The organism is Bacillus cereus group sp. BfR-BA-01310, assembly GCF_022664325.1.
GTDB classification, from domain to species: Bacteria; Bacillota; Bacilli; order Bacillales; family Bacillaceae_G; genus Bacillus_A; species Bacillus_A paramycoides.
Window position 1 is genome coordinate 317,064 of sequence record NZ_JAKUHD010000002.1, and the last position, 23,467, is coordinate 340,530.

The following is a 23,467-nucleotide window of genomic DNA, read 5'->3' on the forward strand; positions in this document are numbered from 1 at the left end:
ATTTAAACATACCCAGATTTAATGTATTGCTTCTATCTCACTCATGTAAGCATTTATAACAATTTTCCGGCTAAATTCTCTTTCAACTTTCCTTCTCCCCATTATTCCCATTTGCTTTTTATCCTCATAATCTAAACTAATAAACTTTTCAATTTTTTCAATAAGATCTCTACTATTCTCCTGCTCCACAATATATCCATTGGCCGTATCATCTACTATCTCCCGGCAGCCACTTCTATTTGTAGTAATAACCGGCCTTCCGGAGGCAGCACTTTCTAAAAGTACATTTGACATTCCCTCGGGATAATATGTAGGATGAATTGTACAATGCGAAAACTTGTGAAATTCTCTAACATCACTTTGCATTCCATGATACTGAATAATTTCCGCTTCCTGCATTATTCTGAGTTTGTTTTCATATTTCTCTTCACAAATACCTAAAATGTGGAAACTTGTATTAGGATACTTTCTTTTTATATATTCAGCAGCTTCTAGATACTGATCAATACCCTTCTCTTTCATCACACGAGCAATAAATAAAAAATTAATCTCTTTATCCAATGGATACTCCAGTATAGGATAATGCTCAAGATTAACGCCTGATCCTGGTATTAATCTTGACTTGCCCTTAACAATCCCTTTTTTACTAAAGAAATTTTTATTTGATTCATTTTGTAAGAATACACATGTTGCTTCTTTTAGGGCATTTTTATATAGAAATAAAGTGATTTTCTGTAATATCCCATCATTTTCTACGGCTGTTCCTAGACCAGTAATATTACATATATAAGGAAGGCCTGCCATCCTACAAGCTAGACCACCATATATGTTAGGCTTTATTGTATAGGTTAAAACTACATCAGGTTTAACCTTCTTAATAATTTTTCTATAATTCATAAATAATTTTAAATCAGTTATCGGATTAGTACCTCTTCTACTAATTGGTGTATTAATAAACTCACACCCAAGTTCTTTTAACTGATGTATAAATTCACCATCAGGAAGTGAGATATAGACTTTATAATTTTTAACTAATTCCTGTATAAGCTCTTTTCTAAATTTATATAAACCAACATCATTATTTGCTAATATTAAAACCTTTTTCATCCTGTATTCTCCTAGCTGGAACTCCAATGTATGTCCCTAATTCTGTTATATCTTTAATAACAACCGAACCAGCACCTATTTTACACTTATCAGTAATATTAATATTATTACTTATTACACTCCCAATTCCTAACCAAGTACTTCGTCCAACTTTAACTGTTCCTGCCAAATTCGCACCTGGTGATATATGAGCGTAATCCCCAATCACATTGTCATGATCTATCGTAGAAGCAGTGTTAATAATGCACCCTTTTCCAACTTTAGTACAACAGTTAATGACAGCTCCTGCCATAACTACAGTTCCTGCTCCCAAATAAACCTGTTCTCCTATAATTGCACTCGGATGAATTAATACCGGGATAATCGCTTCTTCCATTTCAAGTTGTCTCTGGATTTTCTCCCGTATAACATTATTACCAATTCCAACAAAAAAATCATAATCAGCTATATACTTTGAGATACTCGCTGATTTATCAATTATTTCTATTCCCATTGAAGTTTTTACATTCTCATTATCATCTAAAAAGGAAATGCTCTGCCATTTATTCATTTTTAGCGCGATATCAGCTATAACTTTCCCGTGACCACTAGCGCCTATTATAAGAAGTTTTTTTTTCATGCCTCTATACTTCCTTTTCCATTTCCTTTAAATGGCTCCATAGTCGCAGCAGTTTCTGAATTAATACCCTCTCTAATAAAGACCTTCTTAATCGTTAAAAGGATAATCTTCCAATCTGTAATGAAACTTACATTATCTACATACTCTACATCATAATTAAACTTTTCTTCCCAACTAATAGCATTTCGACCATTAACTTGTGCTAATCCTGATAATCCTGGTCTAACTTCATGGCGTCGTTTTTGATGTTCATTATATAACGGTAAATACTGAACTAATAAAGGTCTAGGTCCTATAATTGACATATCACCGTTAAGAATATTGAATAAACCTGGTAATTCATCCAGTGATGTCGAACGTAAAAACTTCCCGAATTTAGTAAGTCTCACACTATCAGGTAGCGACTCACCATTTTCATTTTTTTCATCCGTCATAGTTCTAAATTTATACATTTTAAAGACAGTTCCATTTAATCCAGGTCGCTCTTGCTTAAATAATACTGGGCTACCCAATTTAGTTTTCACAAGAAAAGCAACTATAAGAAGTACTGGGCTAAGCACTATAATAGCAATTAAAGACAATATAAAATCCATCGGTCTTTTTATAAATCTTCTATAGATGCCACCTTTGGAATTTCTCATTATGCTAACCACAGCCCTTTAATAATTTTTACAACTCTCTCTAAATCTTCATCTGTCATTTTTGTATCACTCGGTAAACAAATACCATTCTCAAATAGTTTCTCTGATACATCAGTTCCAACAAAATCATACTTTTCAAAGAATGGTTGTAAATGCATTGGCTTCCACACTGGTCTAGATTCAATATTTTCTTTTTCAAGAGCTTCCATCACATCAATCGGTCGAATGTTACCGTTCAAAGTCATAGAACTTAGCCAATAGTTTGGTTCGTTCCATTCATTGCTTGGCATAAATTCAACACCTTCAAGATTTCCTAATTCTCTCTTATAAAAATCGAATATGTATCTTTTCTTTTGAACCCTTTGATCCAATACTTTAAGTTGCCCTCTACCAATTCCAGCGACTACATTACTCATACGATAGTTAAAACCTAGTTCACTATGCTGATAATGTCTTGCTTGATCTCTACTTTGCGTAGCCCAAAATCTTGCTTTTGAAATTCGTTCTTCATTATTAGAAACAAGCATTCCGCCACCAGAAGTAGTAATAATTTTATTTCCATTAAAAGAGAAAATACCATAATCTCCAAAACTTCCAGTATGCTTATCTTTATAGTAAGTCCCTAAAGACTCCGCAGCATCTTCAATTAAAGTAACATCATATTTTTTACAAAGTTCAACAATCTTATCCATGTCCGCAGAAAGCCCATAAAGATGAACTACTATAACCGCTTTTACATTTGGATACTTTTCAAAAGCCTCTTCTAACGCTTTAGGGCACATATTCCAAGTTTCATAATCACTATCTATGAAGACAGGGGTAGCATTTTGATAAATAATAGGATTGGCAGTAGCTGAGAATGTCAATGTTTGGCAAAAAACAACATCCCCCTCCCCTACTCCTGCTGCTTTTAGGGCTAGATGAATTGCGGCTGTTCCAGAAGATAAAGCTGCAGCTTCTTTAGAACCAACCTTTGCGGCTAGTTCTCTTTCAAATCCGTTTACATTTTCCCCAAGTGGCGCAATCCAATTTGTATCGAAAGCTTCCTTAACATAATGCATTTCATAACCTTCTTCACTCATATGTGGTGATGAAAGAAATATTCGGTCTCCCATTTAAAAAACTTCCTTCCCTTAAATTAGTTTTTAAGATTAACTTTATTATTTGCAATATCTAATAATCGTTCTCTTATTTCTTCTTTACTAATTCCTTCAAAATCATTCATAAACTGTCTTAGAATTGCTTGGTCCATTAAAACAGCTTTTCCTATATGAATTTTAGGGAATATTTGCTCTGGATGAATTTCACCTTCATTTAATAACTCTTCATACATTTTTTCGCCTGGTCTTAGTCCAGTAAATTCAATTCCAATTTCTTCAACTGAATAACCTGAAAGAGTAATTAAATTTTTAGCTAAATCAACAATCTTTACTGGATCCCCCATATCTAGTACGAACAATTCTCCACCTCTAGCTAGTGTTCCAGCCTGAATAACTAATCTTGAAGCTTCCGGTATTGTCATAAAGTAACGAATCATATCAGGGTGAGTCACTGTTACAGGACCACCTTTTTGAATTTGTTTCTTAAATAGAGGGATTACGCTTCCCCTACTTCCAAGAACATTACCAAATCTAACCGCCACAAAGCGCGTGCCAGTACTAACAGATGCCATATGCTGAACAAGCATTTCTGCAAATCGCTTTGTAGCTCCCATTACATTCGTCGGGTTTACTGCTTTATCTGTAGAAACCATTACAAACGTATTTACTTTAAATGTATCAGCCGCTTCCGCTACATTTTTCGTACCAAAAATATTATTTTTCACAGCCTCTTCAGGATTACGTTCCATTAAAGGTACATGTTTATGTGCAGCTGCATGGTATACGATATATGGCTGATGCTTTTTCATTATTTCAAAGATTTTATGTCGATCTTGAATATCAGCAATTTCTGTCGTAATTTCCACTGCATCTTTATAAGTAACTCGCATTTCCATTTCAATAGTATAAATGCTATTTTCACCATGTCCTAAAAGAACAATTTTTGCAGGATTATACTTCATCACTTGACGACAAATTTCTGATCCAATTGATCCGCCCGCACCCGTTACTAAAATCGTTTTACCTGCAATCTTTTCCCCGATGCCCGCGTCATCTAATTGAATTGGCTCCCTACCTAATAAATCTTCCACTTGTACATCTCGAAATTCATTAACAGAAACTTTGCCATCTAAAAGATCTTCAAGCATTGGTACAATTTGCGTTTTTGCTTTCGTTTTTGTACACTTCTCAAAAATTTCGTTTATTTGATTTCTATTTAAAGATGGAATAGCAATAATGATATGCTCTATATCATTATCTTCCACAATCTCTTGAATATGATTTGTTGTACCAACAACCGGCACATTATAAATCTCCAATTTTTGTTTATTTCTATCATCATCAACAAACGCAATTGGATATAGATCCGCTTCTTTATTATGTTGCAATTGTCTTACTACCATAGTTCCCGCTGAACCAGCACCGATAATCAATGTTCGTTTTTTATCTGTAGCTTTCGTAATATATGTATCGCGAAACATACGCCATACAAAGCGAGAACCACCAATTAATAATAAATGTAACATCCATGCAATTGCTAAAATTCGAACATAAATATCATGATTTATAATTTGTTGAACAATTGCTGTTACAATAATAGAAAGTGTAATTGCTTTAAATATTTGTATTAATTCTCCAACACTTGCATATTCCCACGCCTTGTTATAAAGCTTATAAATAGCCGCAAAAATATGATGACTACACAATAATGTAATAGAGCTAATAATTACTGTCGCAGGGATTTTGTTTAATACATTCGGATGTATGAACCAATAACTTAAATATACGGCGGTTAATACAATAAATGAATCTAATAAAATTAATAATGAGAGCCGTTTTCGATAACTCAATATACCTGTTCCCTTCTTTATATAATTCGCATCTTATTGATAATAAAAAAGGACATTCTCTTATGAATGTACCTCTTCTTTTTTTACAAGTTCTTTTATATACTTCATCAAGTCTAATTTCAATTCTTCGTTTTGAAGTGCCATCTCAATCGTTGTTTTAATAAATCCGAATTTTTCCCCAACATCATATCGAGTACCTTCAAAATCATATGCAAACACATGTTGAATTTCATTTAAACGTTGAATCGCATCTGTTAATTGAATTTCTCCACCTGCACCTGTTTGTTGGTCTTCAAGGAACATGAAGATTTCTGGTGTTAATACGTAACGCCCCATAATTGCTAAATTAGATGGTGCTGTTCCCTGTGCTGGTTTTTCAACAAATCGGCGCACCTGATATTGACGACCATTTTGCGTGATTGGATCAATAATTCCATAACGATGCGTTTCATTTTCGGGTACTGTTTGCACACCAATTACAGACGAATGTGTTGCCTCGTACTCGTTCATCAACTGACGTAAACATGGCGTATCAGCTTGTACGATATCATCACCAAGTAATACTGCAAATGGCTCATTCCCAATAAATTTACGAGCACACCATACTGCGTGACCTAATCCTTTTGGTTCTTTTTGTCTTATGTAATGAATATTAATCTTTGAAGATGCTTGTACTTTTTCAAGCATTTCATATTTACCTTTTTCTAAAAGGTTTTGTTCCAGTTCAAAAGAATGATCAAAATGATCTTCAATTGCACGTTTTCCTTTTCCAGTTACAATAATAATATCTTCAATGCCAGATTCAATTGCTTCTTCTACAATGTACTGAATCGTCGGTTTATCAACGATAGGTAACATTTCTTTCGGCATCGCTTTCGTCGCTGGTAAAAATCTTGTTCCCAGTCCAGCAGCTGGAATAATTGCCTTCCTTACTTTTTTCAAATCAGTACCTCCAAACATTTATATATATATGTGTGTATATAGCAATAATAAAAAAACCTACCTATAGAGTCATATTTATAACTCCATAGGTAGAGTTTCTATCATAAATAAATTATGGGCATCTAACCCAGCCTCACACCATGCTTTTGACAACAAACGCGTCTAAGGTAGAAATTTACTCTACCCACAGCACGACCGAGTGCCCCCATTGATAACGGTTAGGAGGCATCACCAAGTGGTTTTCTCTTTAAAAGAGACCGAATATTTTTCTTTGTCTTATTTTCTCGGGCTCTTCTCGATAAATCATTTTTCCACTTATTAGTTCATATGTATTTTCCTTGAAGTCGTACAATGTAGAACTCCCAAATGTTTTCTCTACTGTTTCATACGCAGCTTGCAAGTGAAAGGAGCGCGTTGTTGTGTTATGAGCATCTGATGATATGACATGTGTTAAATGATGCTCAATAAGTTGCAATGAAAACTTCTTGATTTTCTTTCCGAACTTCCCTGTCACGCTTCCTGCGGTAATTTGTGTTAGTGCCCCTTGATTGACGAACTTATACAACACATCGGGGCGTTCAATAATTTCCATATTCCGTTCTGGATGAACAATAACCGGCGTGATCCCTTTCACACGTAATTCATATAACATTTTTTCTGCATAGCGCGGGACATGGTTTGCTGGAAATTCAATTAATATATATTTATCGGTACGATTCAGTGTAACAATACGTCCCAAATCATAGTCCTCTAATAACTCTCCGTACAACCTGATTTCTTGACCAGGTAAAATGGTTAAATTGATATCCTCTTCTTTTAATCTTTCATTTAACTGCTTTACCTGATGAAGAATGCTTTCTGCTAGATTCATATAAACCCCATTTTGGTGATGAGGAGTAGCAACGATTGTATGAATTCCTTCTTCGCATGCTGCCTTTGCCATTGCAATGCTGTCTTCGATTGATTGTGCTCCATCATCGACATTAGGCAAGATATGACAATGTAAATCAATCATTCTATTTCATCCCCTCTCCACATATTCTTCACATACTGAATATAAGAAGAAAAGATGAATGTTCACCTTTCCTTCTTTTGCATTTAGTTAGAACCGTAATAGTAATATTCGGATCCATTTTGTTCTTTATCGTTTAAGACAACGCCAAGTAATGTACCTTTTGCGCTATCTAATGATTGTTTTGCTTTAAGTGCCGCCTCTTTTTCTGTTGCACCACTTCGAATAACAAGTACAGAAGCATCACATTGATTTGCTATAATTTGTGCATCTGTAACTGGTAAGATTGGTGATGTGTCAAAAATGACAAGGTCATACGTGCCATAAGCTTCTGAAAGTAAATCTTTCATCGAGCTTGCACCCAGTAATTCCGCTGGATTTGGTGGGATTGGACCACATGGTAAAAATGTTAAATTACCGATTTTCGTTTGTGTCACACATGTTTCTAGTGTTTTACTACGTGTTAATACGTTTGTTAAGCCAAATATATTATCCACTTGCATCATTTGATGTAATGCTGGTCTACGTAAGTCTGCATCGATAAGTAATACTTTCTTACCTTGTTGTGCGAAAACAATTGCAATATTAGCAGCCGTTGTTGTCTTTCCTTCACTTTGATTCGCAGATGTTACGATAAGAGAACGAATCTTCTTATCAACAGATGCAAATTCAATATTTGTTCGTATATTTCGGTATTGCTCTGACACAGATGATTTTGGTTGTTCATATGCAATCAGCTGACGGCGAGCACGTAATATTTTTTTCTTAAGAACCAATTGTATGACCCCCTACTCTCTTCGTTGCTGATAAACTACCGCTCTTTGTGCCATCTTCCTCCATATGAGAAACGACGCCAAGAACTGGTACACCAAGTTGTTTTTCAATATCTTCTTCTTTTTTCATCGTGTTATCTAAGTACTCTAGTAAGAATGCAATTCCAACAGAAGCCATTAATCCAACAACAAATGCAATTGCTACGTTCAGCATCTTATTTGGTTTAATTGGTGATTGTCCTTCTGTTACTTCTGCTTTTGATAAGATTGTTACGTTATCAACACTCATGATTTTTGCAATTTCACTCTTGAATACTTCCGCTGTTGTGTTTGCGATATCACGAGCTAGCTTTGCATCTTTATCTTGTACAGTAACAGCGATCACTTGTGAATCTTTCTCGTTTGCGACGTTAATTTTGCTATTTAAAGCCCCAGTTGACATGTTAAGCTTTAACTTTTCTTTCACTTGATCTAAAATAACTGGGCTTTTCACAATAACTTTATATGTATTTGTTAATTGAAGACTTGTTTGTACTTCACCAGGTTGAAAAACACCTTCTTGCTTCTTTTGATTAACAAGAATTTGCGTCGAAGTCTGATAAATCGGCGTTATAAAGTAGAAACTTACGATCGCACTTACAAGTGCTGCACCAATCGTAATTACAAGGATCATAACTAATCGTTTCCTTAAAATAGCAAATAACTCTTTCAAACTTATTGTTTCTTCCATGCCTTCCTCCAGCTTTCAATAATTTGTTATAAAAACTTCTGAAAATAAATAGATTGTCAGGCTTTAGGCTGACAACAAAAATCTGGTATCTAGTCCTACAGTTGTTTAGTGATAGGCAACTATTTAACATATTACATAACTTACATTAGTATAGCAAGAATGGTTGAGAAAATTGTTGGAGAAATTGACAAATATTATACTACCGAATCTGACGGATTTCGACACGGTTTTTAATGTATAGGTTTTCATTTGCTATATACTGTCGATATATGGGTATTATTAGTATTACTAGTGAATATACCCTTGATTGATTTGTGTATTTATACTACCTTGTTTATAAAAATCTTACCATTGTTAATTTTTATTTTGTCTTTTCTTAATATTTCAACATCTTTTTCAGACTTTAGTTGATAAACTTTTTTCGAAAGTCCCCTATATTTTTTAATCAAATGTTTGTTTAAAAGTAAGAGAACTTACCTAGCAACAAATCCTCTTACCTTTCGTCCATTTCTTCATAATTCGCTTCAATAACAATAAAAAAGATGAATGACCATACTCTCTTCATTCATCTTCCAACGTAAAGTTATGTTAACAAATCTTTATTCTTTCTTATCACCAATTGCAAATGTGATTTCAGCTTCACAAGCGATTTCACCATTTACAGTTGCTACTGCTTTTCCTTTTCCAATCGGTCCACGGACACGTGTCATTTCGACTTCTAGGCGAAGTTGATCACCTGGGCGAACTTGACGTTTGAAGCGGCAGTTATCAATGCCAGCAAAGAATGCAAGGCGACCGCGATTTTCTTCCTTCTTCAGTACCGCAACAGCACCCACCTGCGCTAATGCTTCTACAATTAGAACACCTGGCATCACAGGATAATCTGGAAAGTGTCCATTAAAGTATTCCTCATTTGCCGTTACATTTTTAATCCCAACCGCGCGCTTTCCTTCTTCTACTTCTAAAATTTGATCGACTAGTAGAAATGGATAACGATGTGGAATAATTTCTTTAATCTGTTGAATATCTAGCATATCATTCTCTCCTTATATACCAAATTGGTCATACCACCAACGCACTGTCCTTATTATCCCATTCTCCATTGTTTTTGTCACGAAAAACAAGAAATGCTTTCTACCCCAAATATCTATTAAGACTATTCATACAAAAAAGATACACCCTTTTCCCTTCGCTAATCGGCATAACAAAACAATAGCAATTAACACGGAGGTTGGAAAAAGGTGTATATCAAAGTTAGGGAGAGGAAATATACATTATTTCCCTCGTATGTCGTATTCATAGCTCATTATAAAGGACAAAAATAAGAAAGAAAAATTTAATATTTACTCCTTTTTACCATTATCCCCTTAATTTTCTACAAATTTCTACAAATTTCTTCATTTTTCTTATATTATCTTAAATAACATATCTAGAAATTAAGATTCGTAATACAGAACACTATGCTTTATAAAAAAATAAATCTTCGTGGATTAGCCTTTAATAAAAACCCTATAAAATATCATCACAAAAGATACATTTATATTTTACAGAAATATCCAATGTTACATATGAATTCTTTTAAATCTATTTAACAATACATAAGAATAAAGTATAACTAATAATAAATTGTTGCTTTTCCTTGTTTATCTATTAAATAAGGCATTCCGGAGTATTTGAGAGAAAAACTCAAATGAAATAAAAAGAAATACTTATATAATATTCTTCACTATCTCTCTTTCATCTCCTCAAATCGTTTCCCTTCTTAATTACTTATATAAAATTAGTAGCAAATCAAAATACCAACAATTCATTAGGCACTACCTCTCATTAATCACTGGCCATAAAAATGTCTACAAGGTGCTTCAAAATATATTATCACAACTACACTAATAAACCTTTATATACAAAAAGCAGCGAGACCTCTAGTCCTAAAGACAAGGGGTCTCGCTGCTTTTTGTTATATGGTATAAATAAAATCAGGTTCCATGTTAAATATAACACGGATATTTATACATATATATAGATGGTATATTAATAAACCACAAAAAGTATTTCTAATTTTTTTACTGGTCACACAATTAAATTAAGCTTATATTTCCATAAAAAGACCAGTACACAAATACCAATTATCCCCCGAACCATAAATAATCAAATTGTGTTACCGGCCCGAAAGAAATAAAGGCAGTGTATTCCTTAAATTTATAAAAAATAATTGTGACTAGTCATATTTAAATGTTTACCTTAGCCTGTTGTCCAAGTAGACTACTAAATAAACCACTTTCATCTTTTGCCAGTTGTGCGAAACTACCGTGTTGAATAATTTGTCCTTGATCCATTACAATTACTTGGTCAGCTTTACGTATAGTAGATAGTCTATGTGCAATGACAATAATTGTCATGCTCCCTTTCAATCTTTCCAATGCTTCTTGTATTTTCGCTTCATTTTCAGCATCTAACGCACTTGTTGCCTCATCCAATACTAAAATAGAAGGCTTTCGAAGTATCGCTCTAGCCAGAACTAGACGCTGTCGTTCTCCTCCTGAAAGCTTGACTCCCCTATCGCCAATCATTGTATCCAATCCTTGCGAGAGCCTGCTAACAAACTCAGCGGAAGCAGAAAATTCCAAAGCTTCCCAAAGCTGCTCCTCACTTGCATTTGGTTCAACCATTCTCAAATTGTCTCTTATACTGGCATTGAATAGAAATGGATCTTGAGGAACATAGCTAATAGATTTCCTCAATGATAATAGGTCCTTACTTGTCAACGGTTTGTTATCTATTAATAACTGACCGCTCTCCGGCTGCATAAGTCCCATTATGATATCAATTAATGTACTCTTTCCAGCACCGGAACGCCCTGAGATAGCTGTCATACAATTTGCAGGAATACACAAATTAATATCTTTAAGTGAGTACACAGCATTTTTTTTATTGTAGCGGAAAGAGATATTTTGACACTCAATAGATTGTTCTATCTGCATAGGATTTATACAATCATAATCCTGCTCTATATCTTGCAATTCAATACTTTTCTTACACTCTTCCTGTAATTGCAACAAATCTTTAAAAGCGGGAAGATTCGCTGCAATTTGTTCCATGTTTGATTGTATACCTGCAAATCGTGGCCACAAACGAGAAAATATAAGAATAATTAATAATAATTGCTCTGTTTTCGTCTGAAACAGCTGAACAGATAGAAAGATAAGAATAGCAATGAAAACAGCTGATGCAATTTTATAAAAGAGTTGAGAATTATTTCTCACCTTAATATATGCAAACTGTTCACGTTCCACATCTTCTACCCAATTACGTAACCACATATAACGAGATCGTTCTAGTGTATTGCTCTTAATATCCTTAATTCCATTAAAATGATCAGTTATACCTGCAAGATACGCTTTTGAATTCTCTGAGGTTCGACCACCTAATCTTTTTGATTTTTTAATAAATCTTCGTGAAAGAAAGGCAAGTACCACAGCGCAACATAGTACAAAAATTGTTATATCTGCCGCTAACCAAAAAGCGAAACCAATCTGTATAAATGTAAACATTAAAGAAGTGAGCAACTGTAAAAATAAATTAGTGCCTGCGCTAACACGCCCTAATTCCGTTGTCAAAGAATTGATAAGATCTGATTTTCTCTTTTTCACAAAAAAACTCCAGTTGGCCTGCAACAACCCACGATAAGTTTCCAATCTCAAATGATTAATAAAACGTATCTGGATTTTCGCATTACGAACTGTTATATTCCTTTGCAAAAGCGCTTGTCCCACGACCAATATAATATATATTCCTAATACAAGTGGTAATCCTAAAGTAGTTGGAATCTCACCTAGGAATCCAAGAACCCCTGAAAGAGGACTTGTCTGTTCATTCATCTTCGCAATACCGCTAATACTTATCATAGGAATTAATAATAAAATGCCGATTCCTTCTACAAGACTGACCAATACCATTCCCATGAGATTAACAATGAGAATGTTTCCAGTAAAAGAGTATAACCGCTTTGTAAAATATAAAATATTTCTCATTTTCACTTCTCCTTACGGTACCTCATTTCCCTCCAAATCCATAAAACCGGCCGCAAAGGGAAATATAAAACATGTAGTTGTTTTGGCAGTGGTAAAGTTTCCACATCCTGAGGATAAGGATACAACCAACTAAGATGAAACAGTAGCTTTTGAGAGCTTGTCTTTAACAAATATAAATATCGCTCATGATATTTTGAAACTTCTTCTGGGACAGGATCTGTATGCAAGTTAATCATATTTTCCAAATAATATATAGCAAGCTGCGCTAATTGCGTTACCTTTCTCCCTGACATTAATACTTTTGCCTCTTCCGCTATTATAAGAGTATCTAAAAGCTCAGAAGATAAAATAAGCGCCTGACCTACCAGTTGTTTACATCCATATCTTTCTAACATAACAGTGAGTTCTTCCCAATCTATTTCTTGCCTTACCATACGGTCAATGTCCGTTAACCATCGAAGCCTGGACCAACCATGCCTAGTTCCATGAGTCACAAGAAACATAAACAAATCCTCTCTACCTAAAAAATAGACAGGATAATTTGTGACAGGACTCGTCCTCTTTCGCCCCCATAACTCATCGAAGTGTGGTTCCTTTCCCGGTCCTGGGTGTAGTCGCCAATGAATCTCCAATTTCACCTTACTTATCGGATGCATGTAAGTTGTATGGTGGCGTCTCCACTTCCATTCATTCATAACCGTCGGAAAATCATCCTCTTTGACATAACCATTCTTTACAAGTAATTCGTTCACTTTTCCAAGATCATCTATAGGAACAAGGGCATCCAGATCCCCTGATGTTCGAAGGGAAACATCTCCATATAGGTCTGCGCCAAGAATAGGGCCCTTCAAAAATAGAAGTTGAAGTTGGTTTTCAGCAAATAATTTACTTACTTTTCCCATTTCTCCACTTAAATGAAGCATATGGAATGTATTCCTTTTAAAATATGTACTTAATACTTGCACAACATTTGATGGAACTAACTGTTTATCAATAGATTTCATTTTTGGGTAAAGGAACGCGTACATGCGATGATGCAGCGCCAGTTTCAAAAATTTGTTCCAATCAATATTTATGAACCAGTCTCCCGGGATTTCTTGTATCTCTTTATCTTCCTTCTTTATAATTTCAAGTAACAATTTTAGTTCTTTAGGCAAATGACTCAAATCAAGATTACAACCGGTATACATCTCATTCTCCTTCAAGATTTTTTTACCCTATCCTTTTTGCAAATTTACCAACAACGGTAAATCTCTTCATTTCTTCTACGCCAGTAATATAAAAGGGCCCGCTACGTAACCACGCATGGGCAATCATATTTCCCGTCTCATCTTTCGCGGTCCCTAAGTAAAGGGTACTTTCAATTTGACGCTTCTCCAACATTTTCATTGCAGCGATAGCTTTAACGAGACACTGGCTTTCCCAAAATGTATAACGGCTCATCATATGCACTGCTTGAGAAATTTCCCTTAACGTAACCTTTTCCGATTCATCATAGCTTAAAGACGTTTCTGCCATATGAATTCCTAATATAGGAGCAGCTTTAGAAAACGGTATACTTTTAAGAATACGAGCCCAGCCTAAATAAAAGAAAGCTTCTATAAGTAATAATTTTGTTCCCATATCGAACGACAAGAAAGCTTTGGCTTTATTTATGATATTCATCGATCCTACTCCTAATCTATTAAATCTGGAACATTCAATTAAAAATCAAAGTTTTTCATCAACCGAGATTAACCCTTCTGCATACAAATGATTTAAGAAAGAGAGTACTTGTTCCTTACATTCTGCCTCTTCAATCATATATCGAGACAATAATATATCAATCACTTGATTGACAGATATTAATTCATTAATTAAACTCCAAATTTCACCACCTATACCTCCTAAGTTATAGTATTTCCCATTATGGATGCTCATCATCACTTTCTCCCCATCCATATCGCTCACTACATTTTCCTGACCTTGTACAACAAAACTGTGTAATGAAATTGTTTGTTTACTACTCATTATTTTTCCTCCTCTTTTAAAGACTCTAGAATTTTGGATACTAAATCATGTGCCGTAAACTTTGAAATAGGACGTCTCAATTGAAACATATCTATTTTGTTTACGATATTTGTTGAATGCATAAAATGCCATTCCATCATCCCCAATCGTGGGATTAATGAATTCCTATATGTATGACGTAGCAATGTGCGTAGTCTCTCCAGTCCTTCAATCTGCTGAAGTTCAACATCCCCATTTTCTACTTTCACTAATTCGAATACACCTGCCAATGGTAATGGTTCCTCGAAAAAGTTAGCTGTAACGGGGACAGCATATTTAGTTTCCCTTTCAAATAATGGCTGATAATTCGCTGTCTCCATTCCAAACTGATCAAGACTCTCTTTCCATAACTTTTGTTGCGGGTAAGATGGTGTAACAAAAGGAATATTATCCTCAGAAAGAGACACAGCAATTACATCATCACTTAAAAGCTCATAGCCTTTGCTTAAAAGGGCTGATGCAAGAGTTGATTTTCCAGCTCCTGATCTTCCTACAAAAGCATACGCCTTTCCATTGATGGCTATTACACTTCCATGCAGAGGGAGTATTTTTCTCTGCATCAACAATGCCCCCATACAAGTCCCAAGAATATAAAGCCGAATCTTATCTTGATCAGACCCTTTCATAGGTGAAACAATGATTTTTTCTCCATTTTTAATACAAAACGTAGCAGTTTCGGGGATTTGAAACATAATTAATTCTTCTTCAACTACAAACACTGACTTCGGAGAAGATAACTCTCCCCATAATTGGGACAAATCTGCAGTTTCTATTTTTACGTCTACTTCATTTTCGTAATTACTTACTTGAGGCAATTCCGGCAGGGGAATCTCACTTAATAGGGCTAATCCGAAGGCTTTGTAAATCTCTTTCTTTACAGTATGTATCATCTTTCTCACTCCAAATAGTTGAAAAATTGATTAAAAAAAACCCTTATACCGTAATTAAACTATATAAGGGCTGTAAAGCATATAAATCTCATTTAAATATTAGTGCATTAGCTGTGGTGAAGAGCGCCTTGCTCATCCTCATCTTCAAAAACTTGGTCAACAAGTCTCTTTCCAGGTCCAGCCATTGTCATGTTGATATCAAGTACTTCTAATACTGGTGATTGCCATTCTTGTTTCATAATTTCACCCCCTTTCAAATATATTTTTTGATAAATCGATAGACAATAAGACTACGCATTAAAATTCTAAAATCTGGATCAAACACGTATTCTATTCGTGGTTCTCCTTGAATTTTCAAAATCGCGCTCTTAATAATCTCCATATTAAAAAAGTTAGAGGCCACTGGGTCTTTACTAAGCTGCTGAAGTTCCTCGATAAACATTTTCCATGAAGGAATCATGCGATGAACCACATCAGCTGCCTGTATTCCCCGCACACGCTGATTTAACCTTACTTTGTCAGGAAGAAATCCTTTTGTGGACCTCCGGACAAGTGCACGATTTAAGCCATTTTGAACAAATTGTTCGAGTGGTAACGATAAACAGAATCGAATTACCCGTAAGTCATTCGTTGGATCATGCCCTTGTAAACCATAACGCAAGGAGAGCTTTGTTCCACTTGTACCCGTTGTATTCCACAAGTTTAGCTGTTCAAAATGTTTCTGCCTTATTTCATATATATTTGGGATAGAGGCCCCTGTTACTTTCACACCATGTTCTTCAAGCTTTCTAAATACATCAGTACGTTTGGCAAGTTCTGGACTAACTAACGTTGGCAGTTCGTATTGCTGTTCTGAGGAAAACATGTTTTTTATCGATGGAAATGCTTTCTCCCCTACAACTTTCAGTATTCTCGATTTTTTGACACCAACGTTCTTACCATACAAATCAATTTCACGATAAAGCTGCAACCAGCTGAACTTTTTAAGTAAAATCGCATAATAATCTAAAGCTGGCCCCCAAGAGATTGTGAAATTTCCTCTCGCTCCATTTAAGAGCACCCCAATCCCTTGTTGTTGAGCTTTTTCATAAATTCCTTTCACCCAGACGGAATTTTCGAAAAATTTATATGGCATCTCCATAATCTCAAGCCAATCATCAATTTCTGAGAAAGAATTTTCTCCCGGAAAATTCAAATAATTCCCTTTAATATTCCCTACATGTTGTACTGTAGTTTGAATAAATGGCTTTTCATCAGCAATCGTATGACCACGAGTCCAATCAGTAAACCCTTCCGCAGGTACCGAGCTGAATGTATATAATTTTTTGTTCTCTTTTTGCAGGGCTCTCGCAGCAAAGCTAGCAACAGCTCCTGAATCTAATCCCCCACTTAAATGAGAACCAACATTACGATGAGTACGTAACCTTGATGTTACTGCGCTTTCAAATACGTCCCTGAACGCCTCTTCATAATCTTCATTTGATTTGAGTTGCAACTGCTCCTCTACAAATAACGTGTCGTATTTCGCAATACTAACTCTTCCCTTAACTACGGAGATAGTATGAGAAGGCGGGACTTGCTCTATATTTTTATGCACTGTTGAAAATGCATCTATTGTATCAAGCATATTAGGTATCGCTAAATATTCAGCTAACCATTGCTCATTCAATTCCTTCCCAACGTACGGTAAAGAAAACAGCGGTTTTATGCTAGTACAAAAAGCAAATTGATTTTGATTGCGGTAAAAGTAAAAAGTCCGACTTCCTGAAAAATCACGTGCACCAAAGAGCAATTGCTTTCTCTCATCCCAAATCATAAAAGCAAAATCACCAATTAGATACTTTGGTACATGCTCTCCCCACTTTTGATAAGCGAGTAAAATCAACTTACTATCAGGCATCTCTCTTCTATGTACCTTGTCTACTTGCAATCTATCGAATAATTCATTGCGATTATCAATAATAGCATCAGCAGTTATAACCAACTGTGTTTCATAATCATAGTAGGGTAATTGTTCATTAATAGATTCAGATGTTATCCATTTTGCATGGGAGCCAAAAAAAATATTTTCCTTGTGCCATATATCGGTATTGTCACCTGGATAACGAGATAAATCTTTCATGATTCCAATCCTATGTTCAGGCGGTATCGGTTCTCCATTTAAATGATAAATTCCGGTTATTGCACTCATTTTTTCCTCCCACTACGAGACAATTAAGGGAAAACCCGATGGATAAGTAAATTACTAGATATATAAAAAAAATGTTATTAATATACTAGAAAACCCTTTCCTCAAACTACCTCGTTTACGCATAACAGATTTTAAAACCCAATTTTATAGCCTTAAATCTTTTTCAGTTGAAGTATTCAAGCTTCCAGGCTACCTATCCTATTGTAAACCCTTGCATTTTAATTTTCTCAAAAAAGAACAAAGGTGTGATTTTCTTAATTCGAATCAAAATATTACCATCTGAATTTTATATAAATAAAAATCACTGAATTTAATATATCGATAAAACGTTTATATTCTTTATAAAGAATATAAAATCAGATTACCATTTCACCATTACATTGTCAAGTATCTATATACTCAAGAAAATGAATATTTATGTATCTTTTTTAGTAACTGTAAGAACAAATAATACAGTACAACTTTAATCGGTAGGAGGCTTTACATCCCTACCGACTATTAATCTCATCAATCGAGCTTTTACGAACATTCCATCTATCTTCTAAGTTTCCCTAAAATCTTAAGGTAGTGCTCTTAATGCTCATAAATAGCAGGATAAACGTTATATCTTACAAATACACAGGAGAATTTTCATCTTTTTATATTTTTAAAATTTCTGTGCTATGATATTTTATATAATTTATTATTAACCCACTAATTAAAGTTGATTTTTCACTTGTTATGTTCTCTATTACTTTATTCTCCTGCTTCTTTAATCGAAACAGGAGAATAACCTTTTTATATTTATACCATTTTCACAAAGGGGATGATATAATATGCGTTTACCACTAATAAAAAATACCATTCGCATTTACCACAAGATTATGTACGCTTACTATTTCACTCTTTATAGGGATTGCCGTGACTTTCATTCAAAGAAAATTTTTTTCAGTAAAATGAGATTTCACAAAAACAGCACTGAATGAGATATTAAATCCTCCTAGTTCATTAACACCCTTCTTAATTAAAGCTGTTTCTATTTTTTGTCTTTACATGCCAGCACTTACCATCAATATATTCTTAATACATGTAATAACTCTTGTCTGATCTTTTTCTGTCATACCTGATCCAGACGGAAGACATACGCCTGTTGCAAATAATTTTCTAGAAACATCCTCACTCTCACTATGCGGATAATACATTACATCTTCAAATAAAGGTTGCATATGAAGAGGCTTCCAAACAGGACGCGCCTCAATGTTTTCATTTTCCAGTTGTCTCAGTAATGCCTGAATCGGTACTCCTGTTTTTTCTTCATCTACAGTAAGAACTGTAAGCCACCGGTTTGAATAAGTATCCTCTAACTCAGGCATAAACTGTATCCCTGGAATATGAGATAATTCTTGATAATATCTATCAAATATTCGTCTTCTTGCATGTACTCTCTCTTGTAAGACCTGCAGCTGTGCTCTACCTACACCTGCTAAAATATTACTCATACGATAATTATATCCAACCTCACTATGTTGGTAGTGTGGAGCCGGATCTCTTGCTTGAGTAGCTAAAAATCTTGCTTTTCTCAATGCTTCGACATCATTTGAAACAAGCATGCCTCCACCTGAAGTTGTAATGATTTTATTGCCGTTAAACGAATAAATACCAAATTTTCCGAATGTCCCGCTTTCTTTACCTTTATAGGAAGAACCGAGCGATTCTGCCGCATCTTCTATCACTGGGATATCATATTCATTACATAACGAAAGAATTTCATCCATTTTAGCGCTTTGTCCATATAAATTTACAACAATGACAGCTTTCGGAAGTATTCCTTTCTCATTTGCATCACGTAATGCACGTTCTAAAGCTTGTGGCGACATATTCCACGTTTCAAGCTCAGAATCAATAAATACTGGTTTAGCCCCTAAATATAAAATTGGATTTGCGCTCGCTATAAAAGTAAGGCTTGAACAAAACACCGTATCTCTATCATTTACATCCAGTAAGCGAAGTGCCAAATGGATAGCAGAGGTTCCTGAACTAACTGCAGCCGCATCAAGAACTCCAACATGGGATGAAAGTTCACTTTCAAACGCATCTACATTTGGACCAAGTGGAGCAATCCAATTCATATCAAATGCTTCCCCTATATATTTTTGTTCATTACCGCTCATATGTGGAGCGGAGAGATAGATTCTTGTTTTTTCCTGTGAGTATACCACTTTAAACACTCTCCTATAATTCATTGTTTATTACTCTAGCTGGAATACCAACTGCCTTACAATTCGCTACAATGTCACGGATCACTGTTGCTCCGGCACCGATAACAGACCAATCGCCAATTGTAATATTTGGAATCACATTAACTCCTGCTCCTATATGTACTCCTGTTCCTACAGTAACGGATCCTGTAAGCACTGCATTGGGGGAAATATGTGCAAAATCATTTACCTTATTATCATGTTCAATAATAGCGCCTGAATTGACAATAACGTGATTCCCAATTTCAACATCTGCATTAACAATTACGCCTGGCATCACAACCGTACCAGCTCCAATCTTTGCACTTAAACTAACAATAGATTGTTTATGTATAAGCGTCGCATAGCGATGACTGGGAATCTCTAACCGCTCCATAATTATCTTTCTTGTTCTGTTATTCCCTATAGCTATCACGAACTTTGTATCTACATACTCATCCATTAACTTTGCAGCTGCAGAAATGGGTCCAAAATAAACGCCATCCTCAACTTTTAACTCTTTATACACATCATCTAATTGCGCAATAATTTCATAATTTCCATACGATAGGATAATATCTCGGATTACTTTACTATGACCACCTGCCCCAATCATAATTATTCGCATCCATCTCACCTCCTCAAGAATTCTTTGTACCATTAAACTTTTCCACAGTTACATGCCCAACTTGATTGATTCCTTCTGACTTAAATACTTTCTTTGCCGTTAACAACAAAATTTTCATATCAAGCCAAAAAGTCCGTTTTTTTGCATACCATACATCAAAATCAAATTTTTCCTCCCAAGAAATCGCGTTTCTGCCATTTACTTGGGCCCATCCCGTAATCCCTGGTCTGACATTATGTCGCTTGGCCTGCTCTTCTGTGTATAGTTCCAAATACTCCATCAATAATGGTCTTGGACCTACCAAACTTAAGTCCCCTTTTATAACATTAAACAACTGTGGCAATTCATCTAAACTATATTTTCTCAGAAACCCTCCGAAACGGGTAAACCTTACATCATCGGGCAACATATTCCCCTCACTATCCTTCTCGTCAGTCATAGTTCTAAACTTATAAAGAAAAAAAGGAACACCATGCAATCCCGGGCGTTGCTGCTTAAATATGATAGGGGAACCCAACTTAATTCTAACTAAAACAGCCACTATTATAATAAGAGGAAAAAGAAACACCAATAATGACAAAGAAACGAACAAATCGAAAAGTCTTTTCATATATAATCATACTCCTAATTTGGTTTATGTATTAACCTCTACCCCATAACTGCTAAAACTTCTATCTTCATAAAAAGCAGCCCCATTCATAGTTGAAAAATAACGAATTGATTTACTTTTTTATTTAAAGACATGTCATGCACAATATTTAATTAAAATACCCAGTAATAAGAACACCACCATATTCAACAGAACATAGTGGTGTTTCATTTCTAAAAGATTCTTAATACTTTCCTTTTATTTACTTGCTCTTACTTTAAAGCATTATAATTTTGTGTCGATTCATTAGGCGCTGGTGCTCGATGGATTGGGTTAGTAACGGGATTATAGAAATGTAGATTTCAAATTAAAAAGTGCCCTTTTTGTTTGACTGAATTTTCACCCTCAGGTTTCCCATTATACTTTTAACAACCCCAAATAAATACTTAAATTCATCTGTCTTATAAAAAACAAATACATAAATAGCATTTGGAATTATTAAACAAATCATCCCTCTTAATATTAATTCTAGTAATCCATTATACGGAATAAGACCACATATTAAACTTGTGATAACACAAGCTCCTAGCCCTATCATCACATAGTAAGTATATTTTAAAAAATAATCCCTAACCGGTTTACGGAATACTTTCTTATATACTAAATAAGGAGCAATCCAAAATGGAACCACTAGTGTACTTATAAGTGTTCCAATAAAAACACCTGTTATGCCCATATATTGCACCAAGACAATAGAAGCCACCAGATTCACGGCAGCCTCTAAAAAGGGCGCATACCTATCTTCATGAAAAATCCCTGATGTTGTTTTGACCATAGATATAGAGCGTCTCATTCCTGATACATAAAAATTCATCATTAATATAATTAACACACTTATATCCATAATAAATTTCGAACCAATCCATAAAGTAATAAAGGGTTGCATTATAATATATAAAAATATGGAAAAAAATGAGTATATCCAAAAATTACAAAGCATAGTAACCTTAAATATGCTATAAATTTTTTCATCGCTTTCTTTTGCAACCAAATTACCTACACTATGATTAATATTATCAAAGATTTGATTTATAAAGGTTCTACAAATGTTAATTAACATATAATAATTTGAATACAATCCAACAGCTGTAACACTGACAAAAGACGCAATTAACATGTTATCAGTACCAAAGACAATATATCCACCTATATTATGTAGTACTAAAGCCTTTACATTTTTAACAATATTACTTTTGGTTTCACTATCTAATTTGCTTGCTGCTTTATCTTTTAAAAATGGATACATCTTATCTACTAACATGGCCAAGAATGCAGAGGTAGTGATTGTTATAATAATATCGATTATAAGATACAAGATATAACTCTGTGTAAAGTATAAAATACCTATTTTAATACAAGTAGATATAATGGATGAGATAGAGTAGATACCTGTGACAATATATCCCTTTTGACAAACATTTAAAAAAGAAGTTTTATATGAAAATAAATATGATGAAGCTGTATTAAGTAAAAATATAACGTAAATAAAATGAATATTTTCAACCTTCGAATCTTTAGCGATATATCCAAGGAAAGGTATTAGTGATAAACCTAGTACTAACACTATTACTGCTATTACCATATATGCTTTTTTATAAAATTTCATAAGCATATTAATCCTATCCTGATCATTTTCTGCCACTGGTTTATAAAGATTATATATAATAGCAGATCCTATTCCCGCTTCAGCTAAAGATAACATTCCTAATATATTAGTAAATAAGCCATTTACCCCTAAATACTCAACACCTAAATAGGTAATAAATATTGTTCTGGAGACAAAACTTAATAATGTAATAATAACTTGACTACCTATACCGGCTGATATATTAATAATTGAATTTTTAACTCTCATTTTTCTCCCTACCTAAGAAGTTATAAGGTATTTTCTGAACATTCCATCGCAATTCTACTCGCATAAGCTTTTATTGGATTAAAATTCCGACAGAAAAAACCCCGAGAATTGAACAATTAATAAAATTCTCGGAGTTTCTCTTGAAACACCAATTTCGTGATAATCATTTGCAACATTTTAAATT

At 34.5% G+C, this 23,467-nt stretch carries 21 protein-coding genes; all 21 read right to left on the bottom strand.

Annotation, left to right across the window (positions count from 1 at the left end; translation table 11 throughout):
- Positions 1 to 18 precede the first annotated feature (18 nt).
- The 21 genes from MR109_RS06690 to MR109_RS06790 all read right to left on the bottom strand — a co-directional run bounded on the left by MR109_RS06690 (position 19) and on the right by MR109_RS06790 (position 23,283).
- Entirely contained in the window at positions 19 to 1,107 is a 1,089-nt protein-coding gene (locus tag MR109_RS06690) for a glycosyltransferase family 4 protein (protein ID WP_242271407.1), read from the bottom strand.
- Positions 1,079 to 1,726, bottom strand: a complete 648-nt coding sequence (locus MR109_RS06695; RefSeq protein WP_242271409.1) for an acetyltransferase — start codon at positions 1,724 to 1,726, stop codon at positions 1,079 to 1,081. Before MR109_RS06695 ends, MR109_RS06690 begins: the two co-directional genes overlap by 29 nt.
- A complete protein-coding gene (locus MR109_RS06700) occupies positions 1,723 to 2,367 on the bottom strand; it encodes a sugar transferase (protein WP_277930967.1) in 645 nt (214 codons plus the stop codon). Before MR109_RS06700 ends, MR109_RS06695 begins: the two co-directional genes overlap by 4 nt.
- Positions 2,367 to 3,482, bottom strand: a complete 1,116-nt coding sequence (locus MR109_RS06705; protein WP_242271411.1) for a DegT/DnrJ/EryC1/StrS family aminotransferase — start codon at positions 3,480 to 3,482, stop codon at positions 2,367 to 2,369. The genes MR109_RS06700 and MR109_RS06705 overlap by 1 nt, the downstream gene beginning before the upstream one ends.
- Positions 3,483 to 3,505: 23 nt before the next feature.
- Positions 3,506 to 5,317 (bottom strand): polysaccharide biosynthesis protein, encoded by a 1,812-nt coding sequence (locus MR109_RS06710; RefSeq protein ID WP_242271412.1) that lies wholly within the window; start codon positions 5,315 to 5,317, stop codon positions 3,506 to 3,508.
- Between the two features lie 60 nt (positions 5,318 to 5,377).
- Entirely contained in the window at positions 5,378 to 6,259 is an 882-nt protein-coding gene (gene galU / locus MR109_RS06715) for a UTP--glucose-1-phosphate uridylyltransferase GalU (RefSeq protein WP_098216071.1), read from the bottom strand.
- Positions 6,260 to 6,506: 247 nt separating this feature from the next.
- A complete protein-coding gene (locus MR109_RS06720) occupies positions 6,507 to 7,274 on the bottom strand; it encodes a tyrosine-protein phosphatase (protein WP_242271413.1) in 768 nt (255 codons plus the stop codon).
- Between the two features lie 83 nt (positions 7,275 to 7,357).
- Entirely contained in the window at positions 7,358 to 8,047 is a 690-nt protein-coding gene (locus MR109_RS06725; RefSeq protein ID WP_242271422.1) for a CpsD/CapB family tyrosine-protein kinase, read from the bottom strand.
- Positions 8,037 to 8,774: a YveK family protein gene (locus MR109_RS06730; RefSeq protein ID WP_002184593.1), complete on the bottom strand. Its 738-nt coding sequence runs from the start codon at positions 8,772 to 8,774 to the stop codon at positions 8,037 to 8,039. The genes MR109_RS06725 and MR109_RS06730 overlap by 11 nt, the downstream gene beginning before the upstream one ends.
- Positions 8,775 to 9,373: 599 nt before the next feature.
- Entirely contained in the window at positions 9,374 to 9,808 is a 435-nt protein-coding gene (gene fabZ / locus MR109_RS06735; RefSeq protein WP_002184592.1) for a 3-hydroxyacyl-ACP dehydratase FabZ, read from the bottom strand.
- Positions 9,809 to 11,002: 1,194 nt separating this feature from the next.
- On the bottom strand, positions 11,003 to 12,805 hold the full coding sequence (locus MR109_RS06740; RefSeq protein WP_242271424.1) for an ABC transporter ATP-binding protein: 1,803 nt from the start codon (positions 12,803 to 12,805) through the stop codon (positions 11,003 to 11,005).
- Between the two features lie 2 nt (positions 12,806 to 12,807).
- Positions 12,808 to 13,995 (bottom strand): nucleotidyltransferase domain-containing protein, encoded by a 1,188-nt coding sequence (locus tag MR109_RS06745; RefSeq protein ID WP_242271431.1) that lies wholly within the window; start codon positions 13,993 to 13,995, stop codon positions 12,808 to 12,810.
- Between the two features lie 22 nt (positions 13,996 to 14,017).
- Complete coding sequence (locus tag MR109_RS06750; RefSeq protein ID WP_242271435.1) at positions 14,018 to 14,470, bottom strand: lasso peptide biosynthesis B2 protein; 453 nt, start codon at positions 14,468 to 14,470, stop codon at positions 14,018 to 14,020.
- Positions 14,471 to 14,515: 45 nt separating this feature from the next.
- Positions 14,516 to 14,815: a lasso peptide biosynthesis PqqD family chaperone gene (locus MR109_RS06755; protein WP_000095761.1), complete on the bottom strand. Its 300-nt coding sequence runs from the start codon at positions 14,813 to 14,815 to the stop codon at positions 14,516 to 14,518.
- Positions 14,815 to 15,744, bottom strand: coding sequence for an aldolase (locus tag MR109_RS06760; protein WP_242214357.1), 930 nt, complete (start codon positions 15,742 to 15,744; stop codon positions 14,815 to 14,817). Before MR109_RS06760 ends, MR109_RS06755 begins: the two co-directional genes overlap by 1 nt.
- Positions 15,745 to 15,851: 107 nt before the next feature.
- On the bottom strand, positions 15,852 to 15,983 hold the full coding sequence (locus MR109_RS06765) for a paeninodin family lasso peptide (RefSeq protein WP_000808480.1): 132 nt from the start codon (positions 15,981 to 15,983) through the stop codon (positions 15,852 to 15,854).
- A 14-nt stretch (positions 15,984 to 15,997) separates the two neighbouring features.
- Positions 15,998 to 17,935 carry a lasso peptide isopeptide bond-forming cyclase gene (locus MR109_RS06770; protein ID WP_242271436.1) on the bottom strand — a complete coding sequence of 646 codons (1,938 nt, stop codon included), beginning with the start codon at positions 17,933 to 17,935 and terminating at the stop codon, positions 15,998 to 16,000.
- A gap of 1,028 nt (positions 17,936 to 18,963) precedes the next feature.
- Positions 18,964 to 20,133, bottom strand: a complete 1,170-nt coding sequence (locus MR109_RS06775) for a DegT/DnrJ/EryC1/StrS family aminotransferase (protein ID WP_308197269.1) — start codon at positions 20,131 to 20,133, stop codon at positions 18,964 to 18,966.
- A 13-nt stretch (positions 20,134 to 20,146) separates the two neighbouring features.
- On the bottom strand, positions 20,147 to 20,779 hold the full coding sequence (locus MR109_RS06780) for an acetyltransferase (protein WP_242271442.1): 633 nt from the start codon (positions 20,777 to 20,779) through the stop codon (positions 20,147 to 20,149).
- 13 nt (positions 20,780 to 20,792) lie between these two features.
- Positions 20,793 to 21,389, bottom strand: a complete 597-nt coding sequence (locus MR109_RS06785) for a sugar transferase (protein ID WP_242271448.1) — start codon at positions 21,387 to 21,389, stop codon at positions 20,793 to 20,795.
- Positions 21,390 to 21,735: 346 nt separating this feature from the next.
- Positions 21,736 to 23,283, bottom strand: a complete 1,548-nt coding sequence (locus MR109_RS06790; protein WP_242271450.1) for a lipopolysaccharide biosynthesis protein — start codon at positions 23,281 to 23,283, stop codon at positions 21,736 to 21,738.
- Between the last annotated feature and the right edge of the window lie 184 nt (positions 23,284 to 23,467).